Here is a 25,290-nt window from a genome sequence, read left to right on the forward strand (position 1 = left end):
ACACGCGCCGAGGGGTGCGACCCGCCGTTCCCGGGTCGCACCCTTTCGCATGCCCTACGGACACCCGCCCCGCCCGCTCGGCGGTCGCCCGCTCACTCCCGTGGCGGCAGCTTCGGCCGGCGCCGGTCCGGTACCTCCGTGTAGCCGGGCGGTACCGCCGCCGGGTCCTGTTCCAGCAGCTCCAGCGCCAGGTGCACGGCGTCGTCGAGCTGCGCGTGCCGTCCCTCCGCCCAGTCGAGCGGGGTGCGCAGGACGGGGAGGTCGGGCTCCACGCCCTGGTTCTCCACGGACCAGCCGTACTCGGGGAACCAGGCCGCGTTCATCGGCACCGTGATCACCGTGCCGTCGCCGAGGGTGTGCCGGCCGGTCATGCCGACCACCCCGCCCCACGTGCGCTGTCCGACGACCGGGCCGAGCCCCAGCAGCTTGAAGGCGGCCGTGATCATGTCCCCGTCGGAGGAGGTCGCCTCGTCGGCCAGCGCCACGATCGGGCCCCGGGGCGCGTTGGAGGCGTAGGAGACGGGCTGCGCGTTGCGGGTCAGGTCCCAGCCGAGGATCGAGCGGGTCAGCTTCTCCACCACCAGCTCGCTGATGTGCCCGCCCGCGTTGCCGCGTACGTCCACGAGCAGGGCCGGCTTCGACATCTCGGCGCGCAGGTCGCGGTTGAACTGCGCCCAGCCCGACCCGCCCATGTCGGGGATGTGCAGGTAGCCGCACCTTCCGCCGCTGATCTCCCGGACCACCGCGCGGCGTTTGGCCACCCAGTCCTGGTAGCGCAGCGGCCGTTCGTCGATCAGCGGGACGACCGCGACCCGGCGGGAGCGGCCCTGGCCCTCGGCGGGCTCGAAGGTGAGCTCCACGGTGGTGCCGCCGGCCGCCGACAGCAGCGGGTACGGCCCGGTGACCGGGTCCACCGGCCGGCCGTCCACGTGCGTGAGGACCGCGCCCTCGCGGATGCCGGTGCCCGCGAGCGGGGAGCGGGCCTTGGAGTCGGAGGACTCGCCGGGCAGGATCCGGCCGACGACCCAGGCGCCGTCGCGGGGGAAGAGGTTGGCACCGAGCAGGCCGATGGCCCGCTGGTAGTGCGGGGGACCCTCGTTGCGGCGGGCCGGGGACACGTACGCGTGCGAGGTGCCGAGCTCGCCGAGGACCTCGCGCAGCAGGTCGGCGAACTCGTCCGGGGAGGCGACCCGTTCGACCAGGAAGCGGTACTGCCGCAGCACCCCGTCCCAGTCGATGCCGCACATCTCCGGCTCCCAGAAGTAGGCGCGGATGAGCCGTCCCGCCTCCTCGAAGGCCTGGCGCCACTCGGCCGCCGGGTCCACCTCGTGCAGGATGCGCCGCAGGTCGAGGTAGACGGTGGAGTCGCTGTCGCCCGATTCGGTCGCCGGGACCGCCCGCAGGTCGCCGTCCTCGTTGACCACGAGCCGGGTGCCGTCGCCGCTGACGGCGAACCAGTCCAGCCCGGACGCCAGTTCCGTCTTGCGGGCCTTGGTGAGGTCGAAGTACTCCAGCGTCGGCTTGCCGCTGACGTCCGCCGGGTTGGCGAAGGTCTCGCCGAGCGCGCCCGAGATCGGCCAGCGCAGCCAGACCAGCCCGCCGCCGTGCACCGGGTACAGGGCCGAGTACTTGGAGGCAGAGACGGGGAAGGGCGTCACGCGGCTCTCCAGACCCTCCACCTCCACGGTGACCGCTCCGTCGCCGGACTCCGAGTCCCCTTCGACCGGGTCGAGTCCGCCCGCCGCCGGCCGCCCGTCGGGGGAGAAGGCGAAGGGGGAGGGGGTGGCCGAGGACAGCGGCACCAGGTACGGGCGGCAGCCCAGCGGGAAGGACAGGTCACCGGTGTGGACGTCGTAGACGGGGTCGAAACCGCGCCAGGACAGGAAGGCGAGGTAGCGCCCGTCCCGGGTGAAGACCGGATTCTCGTCCTCGAAGCGGCCGTTGGTGACGTCCACGATCGTGCGCGCGCCGGGCCCGGAGATCCGTGCCATCTTGATCTGGCGCAGCGAGCGGCCGATGCCCGGGTGCGACCAGGTCAGCCAGCAGCCGTCGGGGGAGAAGGCGAGGTCGGTGACGGGCCCGTTCTCGGACCGGATCAGTTCGCTGGCCTCCCCGTTGGACTCCTCGGTCGCGTCGATGAGGAGCAGCCGTCCGTCGTTGGAGGCGATCGCGAGCCGCTCCCCGTCGGGATCGGAGAGCAGCTCCAGTACGCGGCCCAGCGCGCCCGAGGCGAGCCGGCGCGGCTCGCGTTCGCCCGAGGCGCGGGGCAGGTAGGCGATCTCGATCGCGTCCTCGCCCTCCGCGTCCGTCACGTACGCCACCTGCCCGCCGCTGCCGAGCATCTCGGGCAGGCGGACCCGTACGCCCGGGGTGTCCGCGATGGTGCGGGCGGGCCCGTCGCGGTGCGTGAGCCAGTACAGGCTGCCGCGCACGACGACGGCGCTGGCCCGTCCGGTGGCGTCCACCGACAGGGAGTCGACGTGGCTGGCGGCCGGGACCTGGTAGGTGCGGCGGCCCGCACGGGGGCCGCCGAGGCGGACCTCCAGCTTGCGCGGGGAGGCGTCCGGGGCGAGCGACTCGACGATCCACAGGTCGCCGGCGCACTGGTAGACGATGCGGGAGCCGTCACTGGAGGCGTGCCGGGCGTAGAACTCGGCGTGGTCGGTGTGCCGGCGCAGGTCCGTGCCGTCGGGCAGGCAGGAGTAGAGGTTGCCGATGCCCTCGTGGTCGGAGAGGAAGGCGATCCGGCCGTCCACGAACATCGGCGAGTCCAGGTGGCCTTCGATGCCCTCCAGCAGCCGCTCGCCGTGCAGCCACAGCCGGCCGGTGGCGCCGCCGCGGTAGCGCTTCCACGCGGCGGGCTCGTGAGGGGGCTTGCCGGTCAGCAGCAGGGTGCGCCGCTCGCCGGGCTCCTCGCCGTCGCGCTCCTCCTCGTGGACGGCGATGTCGGAGACGGGCCCCCAGGGGAGCCGGCCGCCGGGGCTGCCGTCCGTGGGCAGGGTGTACGCCCAGGCGAAGTAGGAGAAGGGCTGTCCGTGCGAGGAGACGGCCAGGATGTCGCTGCGGCCGTCCTTGTCGGGCGGGGTCCAGCCGCAGACCCGGGTGTCGGTGGAGCCCCAGTAGCTGAGGCGGCGCGCCGGGCCGCCCGCGACGGGGGCCAGGTGGATCTCGGGGTCGAGGCTTCGCCAGGTGGTGAAGGCGATGTACTTGCCGTCGGGGGAGAACCGGGGGTGGCCCACCCGGGTCCGGTCGACGGTGATCCGCCAGGCCCGGCCCGCGGGTTCTCCGGGAGGGACCAGGGGCGCCACCCAGAGGTCGTCCTCGGTGGCGAAGCACAGCAGATCGTCGTGGAGATGGGGGAACCGGAGGTACGCCGCGTCGTGACTCACCCCCCAATGCTTTCCGCGCGGAGGGGGGCTGGCAACTCGTACAGGTGATCCATGCCGCCTTCCGGCGGGGCGGCGGGCGGTCGCCGGGATGTGACCGACACCACCCGCCAAGCGAAACGGAACGGTTTCGTTTCGTTTGCTGCCGGGGTATGGTCGATCCGTACGAAACAGTTTCGTTCGGTTGGGCAAGGTCGGGAGGAGATGCCGAGATGGTCGAAGAGGTCATGTCGCGTCGCAGCCGGATCACCCCCGAGCGGGAGGCCGAACTCCACGGGGCGGTACTCGACCTGCTGCGCGAAGTCGGCTACGAGGCGCTGACCATGGACGCGGTCGCCGCCCGTACGAAGTCCAGCAAGGCCACCCTCTACCGCCAGTGGGGGAGCAAGCCCGAGCTGGTCGCGAAGGCCCTGCGCTGCACCCAGCCGGTCTCCCTCCGGGAGATCGACACGGGCAGCATCCGCGGGGACTTCGGGGTCATGATCGAGAACTCCGACGATGCCCAGATGGCGAAGGACACCGCGCTGATGCGGGGCCTGACCCACGCGGTGCACGAGAGCCCCGAGCTCCACAAGGCGCTGCGGGACCTGCTGGTCGATCCGGAGATCAACGGTCTGCAGCTGATGCTGCAACGAGCGGTGGACCGGGGAGAGATCGCCCCGGACTGTCCGGCCCTGGCCTTCGTGCCGCACATGCTCATCGGGGCGTTCATCGCCCTCCCGCTCATCGAGGACCGGTCGGTCGACCGGACCTTCCTCGGTGATTTCATCGACGCCGTGGTCTTCCCCGCCCTCGGCGTCTGATCCTGCCCGGCTGCTCACCCGGCAGCCGCCCGCCCGCGCTGTCCCCGCGCTCGCTTCCTGCCTCTCCTGACACGCCGCTCTCGTCGTCGGAACGGCATTCCATGCCCTGATCCATCCCACGACCCGAACGGGAGAACCACCGACGTGGCCACCTTCCTCTACCGACTCGGCAGAGGCGCCTTCCGGCGCCGCCGATTCGTCGCCCTCGTCTGGGTGGCGCTGCTGTTCGCCGCCGGCTTCGGCGCGGCAACCGCGTCCACACCCACCTCAGGCTCCTTCTCCATACCCGGCACGGAGGCCCAGAAGGCCTTCGACCTGCTGGACCAGCGCTTCCCGGGGATGGCCGCCGACGGCGCCACCGCCCGCATCGTGATCAAGGCCCCGGCCGGCGAGAAGGTCGACTCCGAGGCGGTCAAGCCCCAGGTCGAGAAGATCGTCGGCGAGCTGAAGGACGGTCCGGGCAAGGACCAGATCTCCTCGGTCACCAGCCCGTACGAGGCCAAGGCCGTCAGCCAGGACGGCTCCACCGCCTACGTGAGCGTCAAGTACAAGGTCAGCGGCATGGAGCTGACGGACGCCACCCGTGAGGCCCTCACGGAGTCGACCACCGCCGCAAAGGCCGACGGCCTGAACGTCCAGATCGGCGGCGACGCCCTGCAGGCCGCCCCCGAGACGGGCTCCGGCGAGATCATCGGCATCGCGATCGCCGCGATCGTCCTCGTCATCACCTTCGGCTCGCTCATCGCCGCCGGGCTGCCGCTGCTGACGGCGCTCATCGGCGTGGGCATCGGCATCTCCTCCATCACCGCGCTCGCCAACGTGCTGGACCTCGGCACCACCACCTCCACCCTCGCGATGATGATCGGCCTCGCGGTCGGCATCGACTACGCCCTCTTCATCGTCTCCCGCTACCGCGCGGAGCTCGCCGAGGGCCGTGAGCGCGACGAGGCCGCCGGACGGGCCGTCGGAACCGCAGGTTCCGCCGTGGTGTTCGCCGGTCTGACCGTGGTCATCGCCCTCGTGGGCCTGGCCGTCGTCAACATCCCGATGCTCAGCAAGATGGGCTTCGCCGCCGCCGGCACCGTGGTCATCGCCGTCCTCGTCGCCCTGACGCTGGTCCCGGCCATGCTCGGTTTCGCCGGCAAGAAGGTGCTGCCCGCCGGTACGAAGTCCCGCTTCCTCGGCAAGGGCAAGGCGGCCGCCGAAGGCGCCGAGCCCAAGCCCAACGGCGGCACCCGCTGGGCCCGCTTCATCCTGCGCCGCCCCGTCATGGTGCTGCTCGCGGGCGTGATCGGCCTCGGCATCGTCGCCATCCCGGCGAGCAAGCTGGAGATGGGCCTGCCGGACGACGGCGCCCAGCCGGTGTCCACCACCCAGCGCCAGGCGTACGACCTGCTCTCAGAGGGCTTCGGCCCCGGCTTCAACGGCCCGCTGATGGTCGTCGTGGACGGGGACAAGGCGCTCGCCGACCAGACGGTCGAGCGGATCAAGGGCCTGAAGGGCGTGGCCGCCGTCATGCCGGCCATGCAGAACGAGGCCGGGGACGCGGCCGTCATCACGGTCGTCCCGAAGGACCGTCCGTCCTCCGTGGCGACCGAGGACCTGGTCCACGAGATCCGCGACGGCAGCGACAGCGGCAAGGTGTTCGTCACCGGCGCGACCGCGATGAACATCGACTTCTCGCAGAAGATGAACGACGCGCTGCTGCCCTACCTGGCACTCGTCGTCGGCCTCGCCTTCCTGCTGCTGATGCTCGTCTTCCGCTCGATCCTGGTCCCGCTCAAGGCGGCCCTCGGGTTCCTGCTCTCGGTGGTCGCCGCCCTCGGCGCCGTCGTGGCGGTCTTCCAGTGGGGCTGGCTGGGCTCGCTCTTCGGGGTGGAGCAGACCGGCCCGATCATGTCGATGATGCCGATCTTCATGGTCGGCGTGGTCTTCGGCCTGGCCATGGACTACGAGGTCTTCCTGGTCACCCGCATGCGTGAGGCGTACGTCCACGGGGAGCGGCCCGGCCAGGCCGTCGTCACCGGGTTCCAGTACAGCGCCCGGGTGGTCGTGGCCGCGGCGGTCATCATGATCGCGGTGTTCTCCGGCTTCATGGGCGCGAGCGACCAGATGGTGAAGATGATCGGCTTCGCGCTGGCCATCGCCGTCTTCTTCGACGCCTTCGTCGTCCGCATGACCATCGTCCCGGCCGTCCTCGCACTGCTCGGCCACAAGGCCTGGTGGCTGCCGAAGTGGCTCGACCGGATCCTGCCGAACGTGGACGTGGAGGGCGAGAGCCTGCGCAAGCACCTCGGGGATTCCTCGGACGGTTCCGGTCCCGACAAGGACCGCGAGCTGGCCAACGTCTGACCCGCGGGTCGGGCGGCACGCACGCACCACGCAGAACGGCCCCGCACCGAAAGGTGCGGGGCCGTTCCCGTGCGCCCGGGCCGGCCGCCGTCCGGATCGGGCGGGCCCGGCTGGGCCTAACGGGTGGCGGCGGGCGCGGGCGCGTACGTACGGCGCAGGAAGCGGCGCAGGGCGGCGATGTCGAACTGGACCACCGCGACGCCCTCCGGGGAGTGGAACTCGACGACGGCCTGGACGCGCCCGCAGGGCCAGACGCGTACGTCGCCGGTCCCGGTCGGGGCCTGGAGGCCGGCCTCCAGGAGGGCGCGGGGGAAGACCCACTCGTTGTCGGTGCCCTCGGGGGAGAGGTCGGCGGGGAACACGATCCGTACGGCCAGCGGCTCGTCGGGGACGAAGCGCAGGGCGACCGGGATGGCCCGGTAGAGCGGGTCGTCGGTGATCACTCGGGCGCGCACGCGTTCCTCGATGAAGGGGGCCTCGGCGAGGGGGGCCTCGATGAGGCCTGCCGTAGCGGTCGCGGCCCGGGTCGCGGTGGCACCTGCGGATGGATTCTCGGCGGCGGCTGACATCGACAAGACTCCTCGAATCGGAACATTTGCGTCCGTATTGCCCCCAGCCTCGCACATTTCCACGAATCCGCGCGGAGCTATTTGTGATGCCACCGCTCTTGCCAAGCGTTCGCAAGTAGGCCCTATTCTTGAACGATTAAAGACTTTGCCAGGTCAACGGACCGCAGGAAGCGGAGCAGAACCATGCATGTGCCCGACGGCTTCATCGATGCCCCCGTCTCCCTTGCCGCAGGTGTCGCCGCCGCCGGAGCCGTGGCCGTCAGCCTGCGCGGCGCCCGCCGGGAACTCGACGAGCGCACAGCGCCGCTCGCCGGCCTCGTCGCCGCCTTCATCTTCGCCGTCCAGATGCTCAACTTCCCCGTCGCGGCCGGAACAAGCGGCCACTTGCTGGGAGGCGCGCTCGCCGCGATCCTCGTCGGCCCCTACACGGGTGTGCTGTGCGTGTCCGTGGTCCTGCTCATGCAGGGCCTCCTGTTCGCCGACGGCGGCCTGACCGCCCTCGGCGTCAACATCGTCACCATGGGCGTCGTCACCGTGGTCGTCGCCTACGCCGTCTTCCGCGGGCTGGTCAAGCTGCTGCCCGACAGCCGCCGCTCGGTCACCGTCGCCGCCTTCGCCGGCGCCCTGCTCTCCGTGCCCGCCGCGGCCGCCTTCTTCTCCCTGCTCTTCGCCCTCGGCGGCACCACCGACGTCCCGCTGGTGAAGGTGTTCGGGGCCATGGTCGGAGTCCACGTCCTCATCGGCATCGGCGAGGCCGTCATCACCGCCGCCACCGTCGGCGCCGTGATCGCCGTCCGCCCCGACCTCGTCCACGGCGCCCGCGGCCTGTCCGCCCCGCTGAAGCTGCGCGTCGGCGGCGAACTGGTCGACGCCCCCGCCGCCCCGGCGGCCGTGCCGGTCGCCGCCCGCTCCACGAAGCCCGTGTGGATCACCGGGCTGGTCGCCGCGCTGGCCCTGGCCGGCTTCGTCTCCTTCTACGCCTCCGCCAGCCCTGACGGGCTGGAGAAGGTCGCCGCCGACAACGGCATCGACCAGAAGGTCACCGAGCACGCGGCCGCCGGCTCCCCGCTCGCCGACTACGGCGTCAAGGACGTCTCCGACGCCCGCCTCTCCGGCGGCCTCGCCGGAATCATCGGCGTGGGCGCGACCGTCGCGGTCGGCACCGGCGTGTTCTGGACCGTGCGCCGCCGCCGCGGCGCCGACCTGACGGCCGCCTCCACGGCCGTGCCGGCCGCCTGACATGGGCGCGGGCCACGCCCACAAGCTCTACCGGCCCGGGAACTCCCCGGTCCACGGTCTGCCGCCGCACTGCAAACTCGCCGCGACCTTCGGCTTCGTCATCGTCGTCGTGTCCACACCGCGCGAAGCGGTGTGGACCTTCGGCCTGTACGCCGTCCTCATCGCGGCGGCCGCGGCCGTGGCCCGGATCCCGGCCGGCTTCCTGCTGCGCCGGCTCCTGATCGAGGTGCCCTTCGTCGCCTTCGCCGTCCTGATGCCCTTCGTGGCCCAGGGCGAGCGCGTGGAGGTCCTGGGCATGTCGCTCAGCGTCTCCGGCCTCTGGGGCGCCTGGAACGTGCTGGCCAAGGGCACCCTCGGCGTGGCCGCGTCCGTACTCCTGGCCTCCACCACCGAGCTGCGGGCCCTGCTGCTGGGCCTCCAGCGGCTCAAACTGCCGCCGCTGCTCGTCCAGATCGCCTCCTTCATGATCCGGTACGGAGACGTCATCAGCGACGAGCTGCGCCGGATGTCCATCGCCCGGCGCTCCCGAGGCTTCGAGGCGCGCGGGATCCGGCACTGGGGGGTCCTCGCGAAGACCGCCGGAGCCCTGTTCATCCGCTCCTACGAGCGCGGCGAACGGGTCTACCTCGCGATGGTCAGCCGCGGCTACGCCGGCTCCATGCCGGTGATCGACGAGGTGGCGGCCACCCGCACGCAGTGGGCGTACGCGGCCGTGCTCCCGGTGACGGCACTCGCCGTCTGTCTGATCGGATGGACCCTTTGAACGCTCCGAACCCCGTGAACGCCCCCCAGCCCGCCACCCCGCCCTCGCTGGACGTGGCCGGCCTCGCCTACGCCTACCCCGACGGCCACCAGGCCCTCTTCGGAGTCGACCTCTCCGTCGGGCGCGGGGAGCGGGTGGCGCTGCTCGGCCCCAACGGCGCCGGCAAGACCACCCTGGTGCTGCACCTCAACGGCATCCTCACCGGCGGAGTCGGCACCGTGACCGTGGCCGGGCTGCCCGTGGAGAAGCGGAACCTCGCCGAGATCCGCCGCCGGGTCGGCATCGTCTTCCAGGACCCGGACGACCAGCTCTTCATGCCGACCGTCCGGGAGGACGTGGCCTTCGGCCCGGCCGCCGGCGGAATGTGCGGCGCCGAGCTGGAGGGAAGGGTCCGGGAGGCCCTGGAGCAGGTCGGGATGGCCGCCTTCGCGGACCGCCCCCCGCACCACCTCTCCTTCGGCCAGCGCCGCCGGGTCGCGGTGGCGACCGTACTGGCCATGCGGCCCGAGATCCTGGTTCTGGACGAGCCGTCCTCCAACCTGGACCCGGCCTCGCGCCGCGAACTCGCGGACATCCTGCGCTCGCTGGACGTGACCGTGCTGATGGTCACGCACGACCTGCCCTACGCGCTGGAGCTCTGCCCGCGCGCGGTGATCCTCAGCGAAGGCAGCATCGTGGCGGACGGCAGGACCCAGGACGTGCTGTGCGACGAGGAGCTGATGCGGGCGCACCGGCTGGAGCTGCCCTTCGGCTTCGACCCCCGCTCGGTCGTCGTCGGCTGAGCCGGGGCCGACAGGCCCTCGGACGTGGCATAACGGCCGGTCGGAGGTTGTTGGACTGCCCGTGGACATCAAGGGTGTGGTGGCGGAGGGTTTCGAGCCCGTCAGGGACGCGTTCGTACGCAACTTCCAGGTGCTCGGGGACCGGGGCGCGGCGGTGGCCGTGTACCGCGACGGGCGCAAGGTCGTGGACCTCTGGGCCGGTACCAAGGACGCCGACGCCGACGCCGACGCCGACGCCGACGCCGACGCCGACGCGGACGGCGCCGCCGACGGCGACGGTGCGGAGCCCTGGGCCGAGGACACCGCGCAGCTCGTCCGCTCCGCGACCAAGGGCGTGGCCGCCGCCGTACCGCTGCTGCTCCAGCAGCGCGGGCTGCTCGACCTGGACGCGCCGGTGGGCTCGTACTGGCCGGAGTTCAAGGCGGGCGGCAAGGAGCGCGCCCGGGTCCGCGATCTGCTCGCCCACCGCGGCGGGGTGCCGGCCCTGGATCGCGGACTGACCGCGGCCGAGGCCGCCGACGGGGTCACCGGACCGCGCGCGGTCGCCGCCCAGCAGGCCTTCTGGGAGCCGGGCACCGAGCACGGCTACCACGCGCAGACCTTCAGCTGGCTGCTGTCCGAGCTGGTGCTGCGGGCGACCGGCCGCTCGCTGGGCTCCGTCCTGGCCGAGGAGATAGCGGAGCCGCTGGGCATCGACTTCTGGATCGGCCTGCCGGAGACCGAGGCCCACCGGGTGGGCCGGGTGGCGCCGGTCGATCCGCCGGAGGGCGCGGGCCTGCTCAGGACCCGGCCGCGGCGGGGCGTCTCCGAGGCCTACGCCGACCCGAACTCCCTCACCCGCCGCGCCTTCGCGGCCATCGACCCGCTGCCCGACGAGAACGACCCGGCCTACCGGGCGGCCGAGCTGCCGGCCTCCGCGGGCATCGGCACGGCCCGCGCCCTGGCCCGGTTCTACGCCGCCACCATCGGCGTGGTGGAGGACGGGGCGCGGATCTTCACCCCGGCCACCACCGCACTCGCCGGCCGAGAGCTCTCGTCCGGACCGGACCGCGTCCTGGTGGTCAACACCCGCTTCGGCCCCGGCTACATGCTGCACGGGCCGGCCTCGCCGCTGCTGTCCCCGGCCTCCTTCGGGCACCCCGGCCGCGGCGGCTCGCTGGCCTTCGCGGACCCGGAGGCGGGGATCGGCTTCGGCTACGTCACCAACGCCCTCGCCAAGTCGGTCACCGCCGACCCGCGCGCCCAGGCCCTGGTCCGGGCCCTGCGCTCCGCGCTGTAGCCGGGTCCGGCGCCTGCGGCGCGGGCTTGGGGAAAGGGCGTCGCGTGGGCGGGGCGGGGAGCATAGGAGGCGTTCTGTATTTCCGCTAGGATCGCCAAGTCCCGTGAGGGATAGGGCGAGAAGACGCCCTGTGGGAGTCAACCGCACCGTGTCTGTCCCCGGCTTGCCGGTACGGATCACGCGGCAGCACGACGTTTGAGCTGTGCCCCTGCTCCCCGAATGCCGGACCAGCGCCCTGAGCGACCCCGGATGAGCCGCCCCCGGGCGACCACGTCGGACGGCCCAGGAACCGCCCCGGCTGCAATCCGTCATCCCCACGGGGCTAACGGATCAAGTCTTAGCGTGCCCCCATGACGACGGCACCCCGGGTCCTCGTGGACCGCTCCCTGCTGGTCCACGAGGTGATCGGGGCGGCCTCCGGGGCCCCGCACACGGGTGTTCCCGATGGGCCCGCGCGAGCTCATCCGGTACGCGGGTGGCCGCGCTCGCCGACGTACGGGAGCGGCAGAGCTGACCTACCGCGTCAGCCCGCGTTGAGGACGGCCGCCACGATCGGGCCCGCCGCGTCTCCGCCGTGGCCGCCGCCCTCGACCATCGCAGCGGCCGCCACGTCGCCGCTGAAGCCGGTGAACCAGCTGTCCGGGTTCTGCGCCCCGTCGACCTCCGCCGAGCCGGTCTTCGCACCCTTGTCGGAGCCGCGGACCGCGGACATCGCGCCCTGGCCCGTGCCCGCGGTGGCCGTCAGCTTCATCATCCGCACCAGCTGCGCCGCCACCGAGGGCTTCATCGTCCGGGTGGCCTTCGCGAGCTTGCGGCCGTCCAGCGAGGCCTTGACGACGACCGGCTGGCGGAACACCCCGGTCCGGGCGGTCGCCGTGATCGAGGCCATCGTCAGCGGGTTCATCTGGATCTGGCCCTGGCCGATGTACGCGGCGGCCGCGGCCGGACCGGTCGCGTCCGGGACCTTGCCGTCGACGGTGGGCACGCCGACCTTCCACTCGACGCCCGCGCCGATGCCGAAGACCTCACGGGCCTCCTTCGGGAGCGCGTCGTTGTCGCCGACCGGCTTGATCTGCTTGATGAAGGCGGTGTTGCAGGACTGGGCGAAGCTCGTCGCGAAGGTCTCGCCGTCGAGCTTGAACCCCTTCAGGTTCCTGAAGGGCTTGCCCTCCCACGACACCTCCGCCGGGCACTCGGCGACCTTGTCCGCCGCCACCAGACCCCGGTCCAGCAGCATCGCGCCGGTCACGATCTTCATCGTGGAGCCGGGCGCGCGGGCTCCGCTGAGGGACGCGGGGAAGCCGTCCGCACGGTGGTCGGCGATGGCCAGGACGTTCCCGGTGCTCGGCTGGACGGCCACCACCGACGCCTGAGGGAACTTCAGGACCGCCTGCTCGGCCGCCGCCTGGACGTCCGCGTCCAGTACGGTCTCGATCTCCACCGCCTTCCCCTCGACCAGCGTCAGCAGGGTCCGCCGGGGTGCCTCCTGGGAGACCGGCTCGATCCACAGCTCGGCGCCGACCTTGCCGCCCTGCCGCTCCCCGTACGTCTTGCGCAGGCTGTCGAGCACCGGGCGCAGCGACGGGTACTTCTCGGCCGTCAGCTCCCTGCCCTCGCGGTCGACGGCCTTGACCGGCGGGGCCGCCGGGGGGCCGCTGCGCAGCTTCTCGCCCGTCTGGAGCTCCGGGTGGACCACCGAGGGCTGCCAGTCGACGAGCGGCAGCCCGGTGGTGTTGCCGCGGACCACGGTCAGCCGGGACTCGTAGGCGAGGGGCTTGGTGACCCCCTCGTAGGTGACCTCCGCCGCGACGGAGTACGCCACCGTGGTCCCGGTCTGGGTGCCGGGGGTGACCACCACCTTGGACACGTAGGCCCGGGCCTTGAAATCCCCGAGGACGACCTGCGCCTCCGCCGGGTTGTTCGTCAGATCGGCCCCCGCGCGGGCGTCCCCGGCCGTCCACGCGGCGAAGAACGCCTTGGCGGTCGCCGCGGCGTCCTTGTCGCTGACCGGCCCGCTGCCCTTGGCGGGCCCCGCCGGGCCGGTCGCGCTCGTGCTCTTGGCATCGCTCTCGCCGGCGTCCCCCACCAGCGCGAACACCCCGTACCCGGCCCCGCCCAGCATCGCGAGGAGGACCCCGCCGACGATGGCGCCCTTTGCCGCCCCGTTCATTCCCTGTCCCCGTCCCCGTGGTCCACGGCCCCCGTCGCTGAACACTGAACGCGTTCAAGGAGCCCGTGGAGTAGACCTTACGTCGCACAGACGCACGGTTCCGGGGTTTGTTACCGGAGCTTGATCAGGCTCACACAGGCCCTCCTAGACCCAGGTGTCCAGCCACATGCGGTTCTGCCAGGAATCCATCGGGATGGTCTGGCCCGTGTAGATGGGCCAGAAATAGATGAAGTTCCACACGATCAGGAGCACCAGCACACCCGCCGCCACCGCGCCCAGGGCGCGTCGGCGTTCCGAGGAGCCGGCCGGGCCCAGCAGGGCGCCGATCATCATGGCCACCGCCAGGCACAGGTACGGGACGAAGACCACCGCGTAGAAGAAGAAGATGGTCCGCTCCTGGTAGTTGAACCAGGGCAGCAGGCCCGCGCCGAGCGCGCACGCGATCGCGCCCGCCCGCCAGTCGCGCCGGAAGAAGCACCGCCACAGCACGTACAGCAGCGCGAAGCAGCCCGCCCACCACAGCAGCGGCGTGCCGAGCGCCAGCACCTCGCGCGCGCACTTGGCCGTCTCGGTCGCCGGGCAGCCGTCGGTGCCGGGTGCGGGGGACTCGTAGAAGTAGGAGACCGGGCGGCCCAGGACCAGCCAGCTCCACGGGTTCGACTCGTAGGTGTGGCCCGAGGTCAGGCCCACGTGGAACCTGTAGACCTCCGTCTCGTAGTGCCACAGGCTCCGCAGCCACTCCGGCAGGAAGGACAACGAGCTGTTCTGGTCGTTCTTGGCGGCCCAGTCGCGGAAGTAGCCGCCCTTGCCGTTGTCGGGGGAGAGGATCCAGCCGAGCCACGAGGCCGCGTAGACGGAGATCGCCACGGGGACGAGGGCGAGGAAGCCGGTCCAGCTGTCGCGGCGCAGCATTGCCGCGTACGGGGTGCCCGCGCCCGCCGTGCGGCGCGCGGCCGCGTCCCACAGGACCATCAGCACGCCGAAGAAGGCCAGCACGATCAGGCCGTTCCACTTCGTGCCGAAGGCCAGGCCCAGGCAGACGCCGGCCAGCAGCCGGTACGGGCGCCAGCCCAGCTTCAGCGTCTCCGCGATCCGCGCGTCCGGGCGGGTCCGCCCCTCCTCGTCCACCGGGAGCGCCGCCGCGAGCCGGGCCCGCACCTTGTCCCGGTCGATCACCAGCGATCCGAAGGCGGCCAGTACGAAGAACATCAGCACGAGGTCGAGCAGGGCGGTCCGGCTCATCACCAGGTGCAGGCCGTCCACCGCCAGCAGGAGGCCGGCCAGGCAGCCCAGGAAGGTGGAGCGGAACAGCCGCCGGCCGATCCGGCACAGCATCAGCACGGACAGGGTGCCGAGGACCGCGGTCATGAACCGCCAGCCGAACGGGTCGAAGCCGAACATCAGCTCGCCCAGGCCGATCACCCATTTGCCTACCGGCGGGTGCACCACGTAGCCCGGGTCCAGCGGGAGGGGGACCCCGTCGGGGTTGGCGAGGATCGACTTGTCGATGTCCTTGGGCCAGCTCGCCTCGTAGCCCTGCTTGATCGTGGCCCAGGCGTCCTTGGCGTAGTACGTCTCGTCGAATATCACCGCCTTCGGGCTGCCCAGATGGGCGAACCGCAGCACCCCGGCGACCAGCGCCACCAGCAGCGGCCCGGCCCACGCCAGGACCCGCTCCCAGCGCTCCGCCGCGGCCGGCCCGATCCCGAGCTGCGCCCACAGCTGCGCGGACGGCCGCGCGTACGGGGGCACCAGGCGGGTGTGGACGTCCGACTGCCGCTTGGTCCCGGCGGGCGGTGCGTAGCCGAAGCCGCGCAGACGGCGCAGCCAGGCGGACGGCTGGTCGGCTGGGTCCGGGCCGGGCCCGGCCTCGGTGGCGGGCGGAGCCCCCGCGGGGCTGGGCGGCGGCGTCGCGGTACTGGTCACCGGCACATCGTAGGGAACGACCCTGTGCCGGACCCAGGGGGACGGGAGTGTGGGGCGCGGCGGTTGGGGCGGCTGAGAGGATGGGGTGGTGACCACTGACCAGCCCCGCTCCGCCGAAGCCCCCTCCCCGGCCTCCTCCGCGGCCCCCTCCCCGGCCTCCTCCGCGGCCCCCTCTCCGGCCTCCTCCGACGGGCACGGGGCGGGCGTCCTCGTCCTCGCCGGGACCCCCATCGGGGACCTCGCCGACGCCCCGCCGCGGCTCGCCTCCGAGCTGGAGCGGGCCGACGTGATCGCCGCTGAGGACACCCGGCGGCTGCGCAGGCTGACCCAGGGGCTCGGTGTGTACACCACAGGGCGCGTCCTGTCGTACTTCGAGGGCAACGAGTCCGCGCGCACCCCCGAGCTGGTCGAGGCGCTGGAGGCCGGCAAGCGCGTCCTGCTGGTGACGGACGCCGGCATGCCCTCCGTCTCCGACCCCGGCTACCGGCTCGTCGCCGCCGCCGTGGAGAAGGACATCAAGGTCACGGCCGTACCCGGGCCCTCCGCCGTCCTCACCGCGCTCGCCCTCTCCGGGCTGCCGGTCGACCGCTTCTGCTTCGAGGGCTTCCTGCCGCGCAAGGCCGGCGAGCGCCTCGGCAAGCTCCGCGAGCTCGCCGCCGAACGCCGCACCCTCGTCTACTTCGAGGCCCCGCACCGGCTCGACGACACCCTGGCCGCCATGGCCGAGGTCTTCGGCGCCGACCGGCGCGCCGCCGTCTGCCGCGAGCTGACCAAGACCTACGAGGAGGTCAAGCGCGGCGGGCTCGGCGAGCTGGCCGCCTGGGCCGCCGAAGGCGTGCGCGGAGAGATCACGGTCGTCGTCGAGGGCGCCCCGGCCGCGGCCCCCGGAGATGTGGACGCCGAGGAACTGGTGAACCGGGTCCGGGTGCGCGAGGAGGCGGGCGAGCGGCGCAAGGAGGCCATCGCGGCGGTCGCGGCCGAGGCCGGGGTACCCAAGCGCGAGGTGTTCGACGCCGTCGTCGCGGCAAAGAACGCGGCACAAAAGTCGCCGTGAGACGGTAAAGGGCTAACCTGAAAAGCAAAGCTCAGACCGCGCACCGGGCGCTTTGGGCATGACTCGCCCAAGGACCGTTCAACACTGGACAGGGCCTGATGCGCTCCCGCCCGAAGAGGCGTCCACTGGCCATGGCAGCAGTGGAACAAGAGGAGCTGGCATGAGTGAGATCGCCGAACCCCGACCCCCGTCCGCCGGACCCGTCACTTCAACGGTCGCCGCACCCGCCGTGCCGGCGGCGGACCCCCTTCCCGCGGCCGTGCCGACCGTGCACGAGGCGTACTCCTTCGCGTGCATGAAGTGCGGATACGGCTGGGAGCAGGGATACGAGATCGAGCACCACACCGACGGCCGGGGGCTGCCGTTCATCGTCTACACGGCGGACGGCGAGCGGGTCCCCTCCCCCCTGTCCAACCCGACCTGCATGAACTGCGGCGGCCACGTGGTGCGGATCATGCGGGAGGGGCAGGTCGAGTCGGTCATCGGCATGCTCGACCAGCTCTACCACCACCGCGCCGCCCCGGGGATCGCCGGCCCGGTCCCCGCCGGGTACACCGAGAGGACTCCGAAGCCCCGCAAGGCCGACGTGCACGACGCCCCCGGGCCGGTCCATGTGGAACGGCCCGGGCCGATCGCCCGGCTGCTGGGGTTCTTCCGCCGGTCATAAGATCGGCCGTATGAGCCGTAGTACGTCGAACGACGCGCCGCCCCCGCTGCCCGAACCGCTCCGGGTGGCGGTCGCGGATTCCCACACCCACCTGGACATGCAGTCCGGCACCGTGGAGGAGGGCCTGGCCAAGGCGGCCTCCGTCGGGGTGACCACCGTCGTCCAGGTGGGCTGCGACGTGAAGGGCTCCCGCTGGGCCGCCGAGACCGCCGCCGCGTACGAGAACGTCCACGCGGCCGTGGCCCTGCACCCCAACGAAGCCCCCCGGATCGTGCACGGCGACCCCGACGGCTGGTCGCGGCAGGGCGCCCGCACGGGCGGCGGCGAGGCCGCGCTCGACGACGCGCTCGCCGAGATCGAGGCCCTGGCCGCCCTCGCGCACGTGAAGGCGGTCGGCGAGACCGGACTCGACTACTTCCGCACCGGCCCGGAGGGCATGGCCGCGCAGGAGCGTTCCTTCCGCGCGCACATCGAGATCGCCAAGCGGCAGGGCAAGGCCCTGGTCATCCACGACCGCGAGGCGCACGCGGACGTACTGCGCGTCCTGCGCGAGGAGGGCGCCCCCGAGCGGACCGTCTTACACTGCTACTCCGGCGACGCGGAGATGGCCCGGGAGTGCGCCGCCGCCGGCTACTACATGTCCTTCGCCGGGACCGTCACCTTCAAGAACGCGGCGCCGCTGCGCGAAGCCCTCGCGGTGGCTCCGCTGGAGCTGGTCCTCGTGGAGACGGACGCCCCGTACCTGACCCCGGCCCCGTACCGCGGACGGCCCAACGCCCCGTACCTCATTCCGCTGACCGTACGGGCCATGGCCGCGGTCCGCGGCATCGACGAGGACGCCATGGCGACGGCCCTGGCGGCCAACACGGCTCGCGCCTTCGCCTACTGAGGGTGGAGCGGGCCCCCGGGCCCGCCGGGACCGCGCTCACCCGTTCGCCACGTTCCGTAGTCGTCCCGCTTTGTAGCGTGACGGCCGCTCCGCTAGGGTGCCGTGCCCGAAGCAGCCGGACGGACCAGTGGAGCGAGCGCGATGAGCGATGTGGCCTGGCCGGCCGGTGGCCGCGACCCCTGGGCCGCGGCCCCGGACCCGACCGCGGAACCGGCGCCCCACCCGGACCCGGAGCCGTTCCCGGCCCGGGGCGCGGACCGCGATCCGGCGCCGTACGCGGGCTCGGACCCCGGGTCGGACGCGGGCTCGGACCCCGGGTCGGACGCGGGCTCGGACCCCGGGTCGGACGCGGGCTCGGACCCCGGGTCGGACGCGGGCTCGGACCCCGGGTCGGACGCGTACCCGGCTCCGAGGGCGGCGGACCGGGACCCGGTCACCGAACCGAGGCCCTACCGGGGCCCGGACCGGGACCCGTACTCGGACCCGGGCGCGGACCCTGACCCGTACCGGGGCTCGGCATCGGAGCAAGACCCCTACCGGGGGTCGGGGGCGGAACAAGGCCCGTACCGAGGGTCGGGGTCAGACCCAGATCCGTACCGGGGCTCGGGGCCGGGCCCGTACCCGGGCTCGGGGGCGACCCCCGATCTGTTCCCGGGCCAGGTGGTGGACCCGTCCTCCCCGAGCCCGCACCCGGAGCCCGGGGTGCCCGCGCCGCGGGGCGGCGGGCGCCGGCGGTCGGCCGCCGAGCCCGGAGCGGGCCGCCGGGCACGCGGCCGGACGCCCGCCCCGGCAGCGGTCCCGGCAGCGGTCCCGGCCGGCCCCGCCGCGGCCCTCGCTCCGGACCTCGCCCCCGAGCCGGAAGCCCCGGCCACCGGCCGTCGTCGTCGCAGCGGGCCGGTGGCGCTCCCGGACACCGGCCCAGCCAAGGGCGGACCGGCCCCCGCGGGGACCGGGCGGCGCAGGGGCGGACTCGGCACGGTGCCCGCACCGGCCGGACCGGGCACCGGCATCGGATCCGGCCCGGGCACCGGCCCCGGCACCGGCCTCGCCCCCGGTCCCCGGCGGCGCCGGAGCGCCGCCCCCGCGCCCCGGGACACCTGGCGGCGCATCGTGCCGCAGGCCCTGGTCGTCGCGTTCCTGGCGGGCGGCACCACGGCCTTCGTCGCCGCCGACAAGGCCGTACGCCTCACCGTCGACGGGGTCCCGCGGACCCTGCACACCTTCGCCGACGACGTGGACGAGCTGCTCGCCGCAGAAGGACTCGGCATCGGCCCCCACGACATGGTCGCCCCGGCCGGGGCGGAGGCCCTCGACGACGGGGACGAGATCGTCCTGCGCTACGGCCGCCCGCTGAGCCTGACCCTCGACGGACAGCGGCGCGAGGTGTGGACCACGGCCCGCACCGTGGATGGCGCGCTGCGCCAGTTCGGCATCCGCGCCGAGGGCGCCTACCTCTCCGCACCCCGCACCGCCCCCGTCCCCCGGACCGGCCTTGCCCTCGCCGTCCGCACCGAACGCAGCATCACCTTCATGGCCGACGGCCGCGAGCGGGCGATCCGCACGAACGCGGCCACCGTCCGGGAGGCCCTCGACGAAGCCGGCATCACCCTCCACGGACAGGACACCACCTCAGTACCCGTCGGCTCCTTCCCGCGCGACGGCCAGACCGTCACCGTGCTCCGCATCACCGGCACCCGGGAGATCCGCGAGGAACGCATCCCGTACGCGACCGAGAGGGTCAGGGACTCCACCCTCTTCGCCGGCACCGAAGTCGTCGAGCGCTCGGGCCGACCCGGAGCGCGCAGGGTCACGTACAGCCTGCGCACCGTCAACGGCGTCCGTCAGAAGCCCCGCCGGGTCGCCGATGAGATCGTCCGCGAGCCGGTCAGCCAGCTCGTCAAGGTCGGCACCAGGCCGCTGCCGACCTCCGTGCAGGGTGCGGACGGCCTGGACTGGGGCGCGCTGGCCCGCTGCGAGTCGGGCGGCCGGCCCGGCGCCACGGACCCCTCGGGGACGTACGGGGGGCTCTACCAGTTCGACGTGCAGACCTGGCAGGCCCTCGGCGGCAGCGGCCGTCCGCAGGACGCTCCGGCCCCGGAACAGACGTACCGCGCCAAGAAGCTCTACGTACAGCGGGGGGCGAGTCCCTGGCCACACTGCGGCCGTACCCTTTATCGGTGAGCACCGCAGAGCAGCAGCCCGAAACCTCCGCGTCGGAGACTTCCCCGTCCGAGACCTCCCCGCCCGAGATGTCGGCCCTCCTCGGGGCGGCCGACATCAGGGAGCTGGCCGCCGTACTCGGCGTACGGCCGACGAAGCAGAAGGGCCAGAACTTCGTCATCGACGCCAACACGGTGCGCCGCATCGTGCGCACCGCCGGGGTCCGGCCGGACGACGTGGTCGTCGAGGTCGGGCCCGGGCTGGGCTCGCTGACGCTGGCACTGCTGGAGGCCGCCGACCGGGTCGTCGCCGTCGAGATCGACGACATCCTGGCCGCCGCGCTGCCCGCCACCATCGAGGCGCGGATGCCGGAGCGCAAGGACCGCTTCGCGCTGGTCCACTCCGACGCGATGCTGGTCAAGGAGCTGCCCGGGCCGCCGCCCACCGCGCTCGTCGCGAACCTTCCCTACAACGTGGCCGTGCCGGTCCTGCTCACCATGCTCAGCCGCTTCCCGAGCATCGAGCGCACGCTGGTCATGGTGCAGGCCGAGGTCGCCGACCGGCTCGCCGCCAAGCCCGGGAACAAGGTCTACGGAGTCCCCTCCGTCAAGGCCAACTGGTACGCGGACGTCAAGCGGGCCGGCTCCATCGGCCGCAACGTGTTCTGGCCCGCGCCGAACGTGGACTCCGGGCTGGTCTCCCTGGTGCGCCGGGCCGAGCCGGTGAAGACCACCGCCACCCAGGCCGAGGTCTTCGCGGTCGTCGACGCGGCCTTCGCGCAGCGCCGCAAGACGCTGCGCGCGGCGCTGTCCGGCTGGGCCGGGTCGGCGCCGGGCGCCGAGGCGGCGCTGGTGGCCGCCGGCGTCTCCCCGCAGGCCCGCGGAGAATCCCTCACCGTCGAGGAGTTCGCGGCGATCGCCGAACACAAGCCCGCAGCGGAGAGGCCCGCGCTGTGACCGGGAAGATCACCGTCCGGGTCCCCGCGAAGGTCAACGTCCAGCTGGCGGTGGGGGCGGCCCGGCCGGACGGCTTCCACGACCTGGCGAACGTCTTCCTGGCGGTCTCCCTCTACGACGAGGTCACCGCGACCGCCGCCGACACGCTGACCGTCACGTGCGCCGGCCCGGACGCCGACAAGGTGCCGCTCGACCGCACCAACCTCGTGGCCCGGGCGGCGGAGATCCTGGCCGAGCGGGCCGGGCTGAGCCCCGACGTCCACCTGCACATCGACAAGCGGATCCCGGTGGCGGGCGGCATGGCGGGCGGCAGCGCCGACGGGGCGGCTGCCCTGGTCGCCTGCGACGCCCTGTGGGGTCTGAAGACCCCGGCCCGGGAACTCCTGGCCATCTGCGCCGAGCTGGGCAGCGACGTGCCGTTCAGCCTGGTCGGCGGGGCGGCGCTGGGCACCGGGCGCGGGGAGATCCTGACCCCGGTGCCGGCCGGCACCTTCCACTGGGTGTTCGCGGTGGCCGACGGAGGCCTCTCGACCCCGGCTGTGTTCCGCGAGTTCGACCGGCTCACCGCCGGCACGGAGGTTCCCGCTCCGCAGGCCTCCCCGACCCTCCTCGCGGCCCTGTCCTCCGGAGACCCGGACGAGCTGGCCGCCACCGTGGCCAACGAACTCCAGCCCGCGGCCCTTTCGCTGCGGCCGTCGCTCGCCGACACCCTCGCGGCGGGTACCGGCGCCGGAGCCCTGGCGGCGCTGGTCTCCGGCTCCGGCCCCACGACGGCCTTCCTGGTCCGCGACGCGGAGTCCGCGACGAAGGTGGCGGCCGCCCTGGCCGCCTCCGGCACATGCCGCAGCACCCACGTGGCCACGAGCCCGGCCCCGGGCGCGACCCTGCTCTGACGGCCCGGGCCGGTCCGGGCAGCGCCCGGGGAACGGGCGAAGGGCGGGTCGGGGACTTCGCCGCCGCGCGGCGGGATCCGGCGCGGGGCACCGGCCCCCACGGGTACCTAGGGCGGACTGAGTATCCGCGCCCTGTCGCCGCGCGGGCCCGCGCGGGAGCGTAGGCCCCATGGGAGCCAGCGCACGCGACATCGCCGCCGCCACCCCCGCCACGCGGGACCGCTACGTCGACCTGCTCCGGGTCGCCTCGCTCGGGACCGTCATCGCGGGGCACTGGCTGATGGCCGCCGTCAGCACCGACGGCATAGGGAACCTGCTCGCCGTCGTGCCGCCGCTCCAGGTGCTCACCTGGGCCCTGCAGGTCATGCCGGTGTTCTTCTTCGTCGGAGGGTTCTCGCACGCCCTCTCCTACCGGTCCCTCGCGCGCCGTACCGACGGCCCGGTGTACGCCGATTTCCTGCGCGCCCGCCTGCGGCGGCTGCTGCGGCCCACCCTCGTGTTCGTCGCCGTCTGGACCGCCGCCGCCCTCACCGCGCAGCTCCTCGGCGCCGGCGGGGGCCGCCTGTCCGGGGCGGCGTTCCGGCTGGTCACGCAGCCGCTGTGGTTCATCGGGATCTACCTCGCGATGGTGGCCCTCACCCCGCCCCTGCTGAGACTGCACGAGCGCTACGGCTGGGCCGCCTTCGGGGCCCTGGCCGCGGCGGCCGCCGCCGTCGACCTGCTGCGCTTCGCGGGCGGGGTCCCGTACGCCGAGTTCCTGAACTTCGCCTTCGTCTGGCTCGCCGTCCACCAGCTGGGCTTCCTGCGCGCAGACGCCCGGATCCGACGACCCGGCGCCCTCGCCGCCGCCGGGCTCGCCGGGGCCGTCCTGCTGGTGGCGTACGGGCCGTACCCGCTGTCCATGGTCGGGATGCCCGGCGAGAAGGTCTCCAACATGGCCCCGCCCACCCTCGCCCTGCTCGCGCACGGGATCTGGCTCGTCGGCGCCGTGGAACTGCTCAGGGCCCCGGCCGGCGCGTGGCTGGCCCGGCCCCGGGTCTGGCGCGGCGTGGTCGCCGCCAACGGGGTCGCCATGACGGCCTTCCTCTGGCACCTCACCGCGATGCTGGCCGTCTACGCCGCCCAGCTCGGCCTCGGCATCACCCTGCCCGAGCCCGCCGGGGCGGCCTGGTGGGCCCAGGTCCCGGTGCGGTTCCTCGCCGCCGCCGCGCTGACCTGCGTACTCGTCGCCGTCTTCCGGCGCTTCGAGGCGCCCGTCGCGAGCGACAGAGGCCCCGACTCCGGGCCGGGCTCCGGCTCCGGCCCCCGCGCCGCCCTCGGCACCGCGCTCTGCCTCCTCGGCGTCCTGGGGCTCTCCACGACCGGCCTCGGCGGGCTCCTGGAAGGCCACAGCGCCACCCTGATCGCGCTCCCGGTGACCGCGCCCGCCGCGATCGCCATGGCGCTGGGCGGCTGGCTGCTGGTGGAACGGTCCGGCACTTCGCGGAGGGTTAGGCTGAGGGGCTGATCCACACCCCTTCCCTGGAGCGCTCCTGATGGCCGTCAACCTGGTCAATGTCGAGGCAGTCAGCAAGGTGTACGGCACCCGTACCCTGCTCGACGGCATCTCCCTCGGCGTATCCGAGGGGGACCGGATCGGTGTCGTAGGCCGCAACGGCGACGGCAAGACCACCCTCATCCGCATGCTCGCCAAGCTGGAGGAACCCGACACCGGCCGGGTCACCCAGAACAGCGGCCTGCAGATGGGCGTGCTCACCCAGCACGACTCGCTCGACCCCGAGGCCACCGTCCGGCACGAGATCATCCGGGACATGGCCGACCACGAGTGGGCCGGCAACTCCAAGATCCGCGACGTGCTGACCGGCCTCTTCGGCGGCCTCGACCTGCCCGGCTTCGGGCAGGGCCTCGACACGGTCATCGGCCCGCTCTCCGGTGGCGAGCGGCGCCGCATCGCGCTCGCCAAGCTGCTCATCGCCGACCAGGACCTCCTCGTACTCGACGAGCCCACCAACCACCTCGACGTCGAGGGCATCTCCTGGCTGGCCAAGCACCTCCAGGAACGCCGCTCCGCACTCGTCTGCGTCACCCACGACCGGTGGTTCCTCGACCAGGTCTGCACCCGCATGTGGGACGTGCAGCGCGGTGACGTCCACGAGTACGAGGGCGGCTACAGCGACTACGTCTTCGCCCGCGCCGAGCGCGACCGCATCGCCGCGACCGAGGAGTCCAAGCGGCAGAACCTGATGCGCAAGGAGCTCGCCTGGCTGCGCCGCGGCGCCCCCGCCCGGACCTCCAAGCCGCGCTACCGCATCGAGGCCGCCAACGAGCTGATCGCCGACGTGCCGCCGCCGCGCGACAAGTCCGAGCTGATGAAGTTCGCCAACGCCCGCCTCGGCAAGACGGTCTTCGACCTGGAGAACGTCACCGTCCAGGCCGGCCCCAAGACCCTCCTCAAGCACCTCACCTGGCACCTGGGCCCCGGTGACCGCGTCGGTCTCGTCGGCGTCAACGGCGCCGGCAAGACCTCCTTGCTGCGCGCCCTCGCCGAGGCCGCCCGCACCCAGGGCGAGGTCCAGCCGGCCGCCGGGTCCGTGTCCGTCGGCAAGACCGTCAAGCTGGCCTACCTCTCCCAGGAGGTCGGCGAACTCGACCCGTCCCTGCGGGTCCTGGAGGCGGTGCAGCGCGTCCGCGACCGGGTCGACCTCGGTCAGGGCCGCGAGATGACGGCGGGCCAGCTGTGCGAGCAGTTCGGCTTCACCAAGGAGAAGCAGTGGACGCCCGTGGGCGACCTCTCGGGTGGTGAGCGGCGCCGCCTGCAGATCCTGCGCCTGCTGATGGACGAGCCCAACGTCCTCTTCCTCGACGAGCCCACCAACGACCTCGACATCGAGACCCTGACCCAGCTGGAGGACCTCCTCGACGGCTGGCCCGGGTCGATGATCGTGATCTCGCACGACCGGTTCTTCATCGAGCGCACCACCGACACGGTCATGGCCCTGCTGGGCGACGCGAGCCTGCGGATGCTGCCGCGCGGCCTCGACGAGTACCTGGAGCGCCGCCAGAAGATGGTCGAAGCGGCCGCTCCGGCGCCCGCCCCGGCCTCCGCCGGAAAGTCCTCGGCCTCCGGGGACGCGCGCGCCGCGAAGAAGGAGCTGCAGAAGATCGAGCGGCAGCTCAACAAGATGACGGACCGCGAGAGCAGCCTGCACGCCCAGATCGCCGAGAACTCCACCGACTTCGACAAGGTCGCCAAGCTCGACGCCGAGCTGCGGGAACTCATCTCGGGCCGGGACGAGTTGGAGATGCGCTGGCTGGAGCTCGCCGAGGACGCGTAGCCTCCGGGGCCCGAGGGCCCCAACTGGCCGATAACGGCGGCATCACGGGCCGGTCCTCCCTTGGGAA

18 protein-coding genes are annotated in these 25,290 nt (G+C 73.1%); 14 read left to right on the forward strand and 4 right to left on the reverse strand.

Annotated features, from left to right (window positions below):
- Positions 1-92: 92 nt before the first annotated feature.
- Entirely contained in the window at positions 93-3,389 is a 3,297-nt protein-coding gene (locus tag AC6CKD_RS23110) for a S41 family peptidase (RefSeq protein ID WP_498329530.1), read from the reverse strand.
- 209 nt (positions 3,390-3,598) lie between these two features.
- On the opposite strand from AC6CKD_RS23110, the gene AC6CKD_RS23115 reads away from it, so the two are divergent.
- Both AC6CKD_RS23115 and AC6CKD_RS23120 read left to right on the forward strand, forming a co-directional pair.
- A complete protein-coding gene (locus AC6CKD_RS23115; RefSeq protein WP_356512305.1) occupies positions 3,599-4,189 on the forward strand; it encodes a TetR/AcrR family transcriptional regulator in 591 nt (196 codons plus the stop codon).
- 144 nt (positions 4,190-4,333) lie between these two features.
- Positions 4,334-6,541, forward strand: a complete 2,208-nt coding sequence (locus AC6CKD_RS23120; protein WP_498329531.1) for an MMPL family transporter — start codon at positions 4,334-4,336, stop codon at positions 6,539-6,541.
- Between the two features lie 116 nt (positions 6,542-6,657).
- On the opposite strand, the gene AC6CKD_RS23125 is transcribed toward AC6CKD_RS23120, so the two are convergent.
- Entirely contained in the window at positions 6,658-7,110 is a 453-nt protein-coding gene (locus AC6CKD_RS23125) for an SsgA family sporulation/cell division regulator (protein ID WP_498329532.1), read from the reverse strand.
- A 183-nt stretch (positions 7,111-7,293) separates the two neighbouring features.
- Between AC6CKD_RS23125 and AC6CKD_RS23130 the strand changes: the two genes are divergently transcribed.
- From AC6CKD_RS23130 to AC6CKD_RS23145, 4 genes are all read left to right on the forward strand, one after another.
- Positions 7,294-8,349 carry an energy-coupling factor ABC transporter permease gene (locus AC6CKD_RS23130; protein ID WP_498329533.1) on the forward strand — a complete coding sequence of 352 codons (1,056 nt, stop codon included), beginning with the start codon at positions 7,294-7,296 and terminating at the stop codon, positions 8,347-8,349.
- A 1-nt stretch (position 8,350) separates the two neighbouring features.
- Positions 8,351-9,112, forward strand: a complete 762-nt coding sequence (gene cbiQ / locus AC6CKD_RS23135; RefSeq protein ID WP_498329534.1) for a cobalt ECF transporter T component CbiQ — start codon at positions 8,351-8,353, stop codon at positions 9,110-9,112.
- Positions 9,100-9,894, forward strand: a complete 795-nt coding sequence (locus AC6CKD_RS23140) for an energy-coupling factor ABC transporter ATP-binding protein (protein WP_498329535.1) — start codon at positions 9,100-9,102, stop codon at positions 9,892-9,894. The genes cbiQ and AC6CKD_RS23140 overlap by 13 nt, the downstream gene beginning before the upstream one ends.
- Before the next feature lie 61 nt (positions 9,895-9,955).
- Positions 9,956-11,173, forward strand: coding sequence for a serine hydrolase domain-containing protein (locus AC6CKD_RS23145; protein ID WP_498329536.1), 1,218 nt, complete (start codon positions 9,956-9,958; stop codon positions 11,171-11,173).
- A 523-nt stretch (positions 11,174-11,696) separates the two neighbouring features.
- Here the strand turns inward: AC6CKD_RS23145 and AC6CKD_RS23150 are convergent.
- Positions 11,697-13,343 (reverse strand): penicillin-binding transpeptidase domain-containing protein, encoded by a 1,647-nt coding sequence (locus AC6CKD_RS23150; protein WP_498329537.1) that lies wholly within the window; start codon positions 13,341-13,343, stop codon positions 11,697-11,699.
- Between the two features lie 144 nt (positions 13,344-13,487).
- Positions 13,488-15,269 (reverse strand): dolichyl-phosphate-mannose--protein mannosyltransferase, encoded by a 1,782-nt coding sequence (locus AC6CKD_RS23155; protein ID WP_498329538.1) that lies wholly within the window; start codon positions 15,267-15,269, stop codon positions 13,488-13,490.
- Positions 15,270-15,357: 88 nt separating this feature from the next.
- Between AC6CKD_RS23155 and rsmI the strand changes: the two genes are divergently transcribed.
- From rsmI to AC6CKD_RS23195, 8 genes are all read left to right on the forward strand, one after another.
- Entirely contained in the window at positions 15,358-16,323 is a 966-nt protein-coding gene (gene rsmI, locus AC6CKD_RS23160; RefSeq protein WP_498329539.1) for a 16S rRNA (cytidine(1402)-2'-O)-methyltransferase, read from the forward strand.
- A gap of 295 nt (positions 16,324-16,618) precedes the next feature.
- A complete protein-coding gene (locus AC6CKD_RS23165; protein ID WP_498329719.1) occupies positions 16,619-16,990 on the forward strand; it encodes a hypothetical protein in 372 nt (123 codons plus the stop codon).
- Positions 16,991-17,000: 10 nt separating this feature from the next.
- Positions 17,001-17,879, forward strand: coding sequence for a TatD family hydrolase (locus AC6CKD_RS23170; protein WP_498329541.1), 879 nt, complete (start codon positions 17,001-17,003; stop codon positions 17,877-17,879).
- A 978-nt stretch (positions 17,880-18,857) separates the two neighbouring features.
- Positions 18,858-20,060 carry a resuscitation-promoting factor gene (locus tag AC6CKD_RS23175; RefSeq protein ID WP_498329720.1) on the forward strand — a complete coding sequence of 401 codons (1,203 nt, stop codon included), beginning with the start codon at positions 18,858-18,860 and terminating at the stop codon, positions 20,058-20,060.
- A 68-nt stretch (positions 20,061-20,128) separates the two neighbouring features.
- On the forward strand, positions 20,129-20,995 hold the full coding sequence (gene rsmA, locus AC6CKD_RS23180) for a 16S rRNA (adenine(1518)-N(6)/adenine(1519)-N(6))-dimethyltransferase RsmA (RefSeq protein ID WP_498329722.1): 867 nt from the start codon (positions 20,129-20,131) through the stop codon (positions 20,993-20,995).
- On the forward strand, positions 20,992-21,888 hold the full coding sequence (locus AC6CKD_RS23185) for a 4-(cytidine 5'-diphospho)-2-C-methyl-D-erythritol kinase (protein ID WP_498329543.1): 897 nt from the start codon (positions 20,992-20,994) through the stop codon (positions 21,886-21,888). The genes rsmA and AC6CKD_RS23185 overlap by 4 nt, the downstream gene beginning before the upstream one ends.
- Positions 21,889-22,057: 169 nt before the next feature.
- Complete coding sequence (locus AC6CKD_RS23190; protein WP_498329545.1) at positions 22,058-23,395, forward strand: acyltransferase family protein; 1,338 nt, start codon at positions 22,058-22,060, stop codon at positions 23,393-23,395.
- A 28-nt stretch (positions 23,396-23,423) separates the two neighbouring features.
- On the forward strand, positions 23,424-25,223 hold the full coding sequence (locus AC6CKD_RS23195; RefSeq protein WP_498329547.1) for an ABC-F family ATP-binding cassette domain-containing protein: 1,800 nt from the start codon (positions 23,424-23,426) through the stop codon (positions 25,221-25,223).
- Positions 25,224-25,290 lie beyond the last annotated feature (67 nt).

The sequence above is a fragment of the Streptomyces sp. GQ60 genome (genome assembly GCF_059758875.1).

Bases quoted from the DNA above. Each gene is read 5' to 3' on its own strand.
- AC6CKD_RS23115 (WP_356512305.1), top strand. From the start codon at position 3,599: ATGGTCGAAGAGGTCATGTCGCGTCGCAGCCGGATCACCCCCGAGCGG.
- AC6CKD_RS23125 (WP_498329532.1), bottom strand. From the start codon at position 7,110: ATGTCAGCCGCCGCCGAGAATCCATCCGCAGGTGCCACCGCGACCCGG.
- cbiQ (WP_498329534.1), top strand. From the start codon at position 8,351: ATGGGCGCGGGCCACGCCCACAAGCTCTACCGGCCCGGGAACTCCCCG.
- AC6CKD_RS23165 (WP_498329719.1), top strand. From the start codon at position 16,619: ATGAAGTGCGGATACGGCTGGGAGCAGGGATACGAGATCGAGCACCAC.
- rsmA (WP_498329722.1), top strand. From the start codon at position 20,129: ATGTCGGCCCTCCTCGGGGCGGCCGACATCAGGGAGCTGGCCGCCGTA.
- AC6CKD_RS23170 (WP_498329541.1), top strand. From the start codon at position 17,001: ATGAGCCGTAGTACGTCGAACGACGCGCCGCCCCCGCTGCCCGAACCG.
- AC6CKD_RS23150 (WP_498329537.1), bottom strand. From the start codon at position 13,343: ATGAACGGGGCGGCAAAGGGCGCCATCGTCGGCGGGGTCCTCCTCGCG.
- AC6CKD_RS23190 (WP_498329545.1), top strand. From the start codon at position 22,058: ATGGGAGCCAGCGCACGCGACATCGCCGCCGCCACCCCCGCCACGCGG.
- AC6CKD_RS23140 (WP_498329535.1), top strand. From the start codon at position 9,100: ATGGACCCTTTGAACGCTCCGAACCCCGTGAACGCCCCCCAGCCCGCC.
- AC6CKD_RS23130 (WP_498329533.1), top strand. From the start codon at position 7,294: ATGCATGTGCCCGACGGCTTCATCGATGCCCCCGTCTCCCTTGCCGCA.
- AC6CKD_RS23195 (WP_498329547.1), top strand. From the start codon at position 23,424: ATGGCCGTCAACCTGGTCAATGTCGAGGCAGTCAGCAAGGTGTACGGC.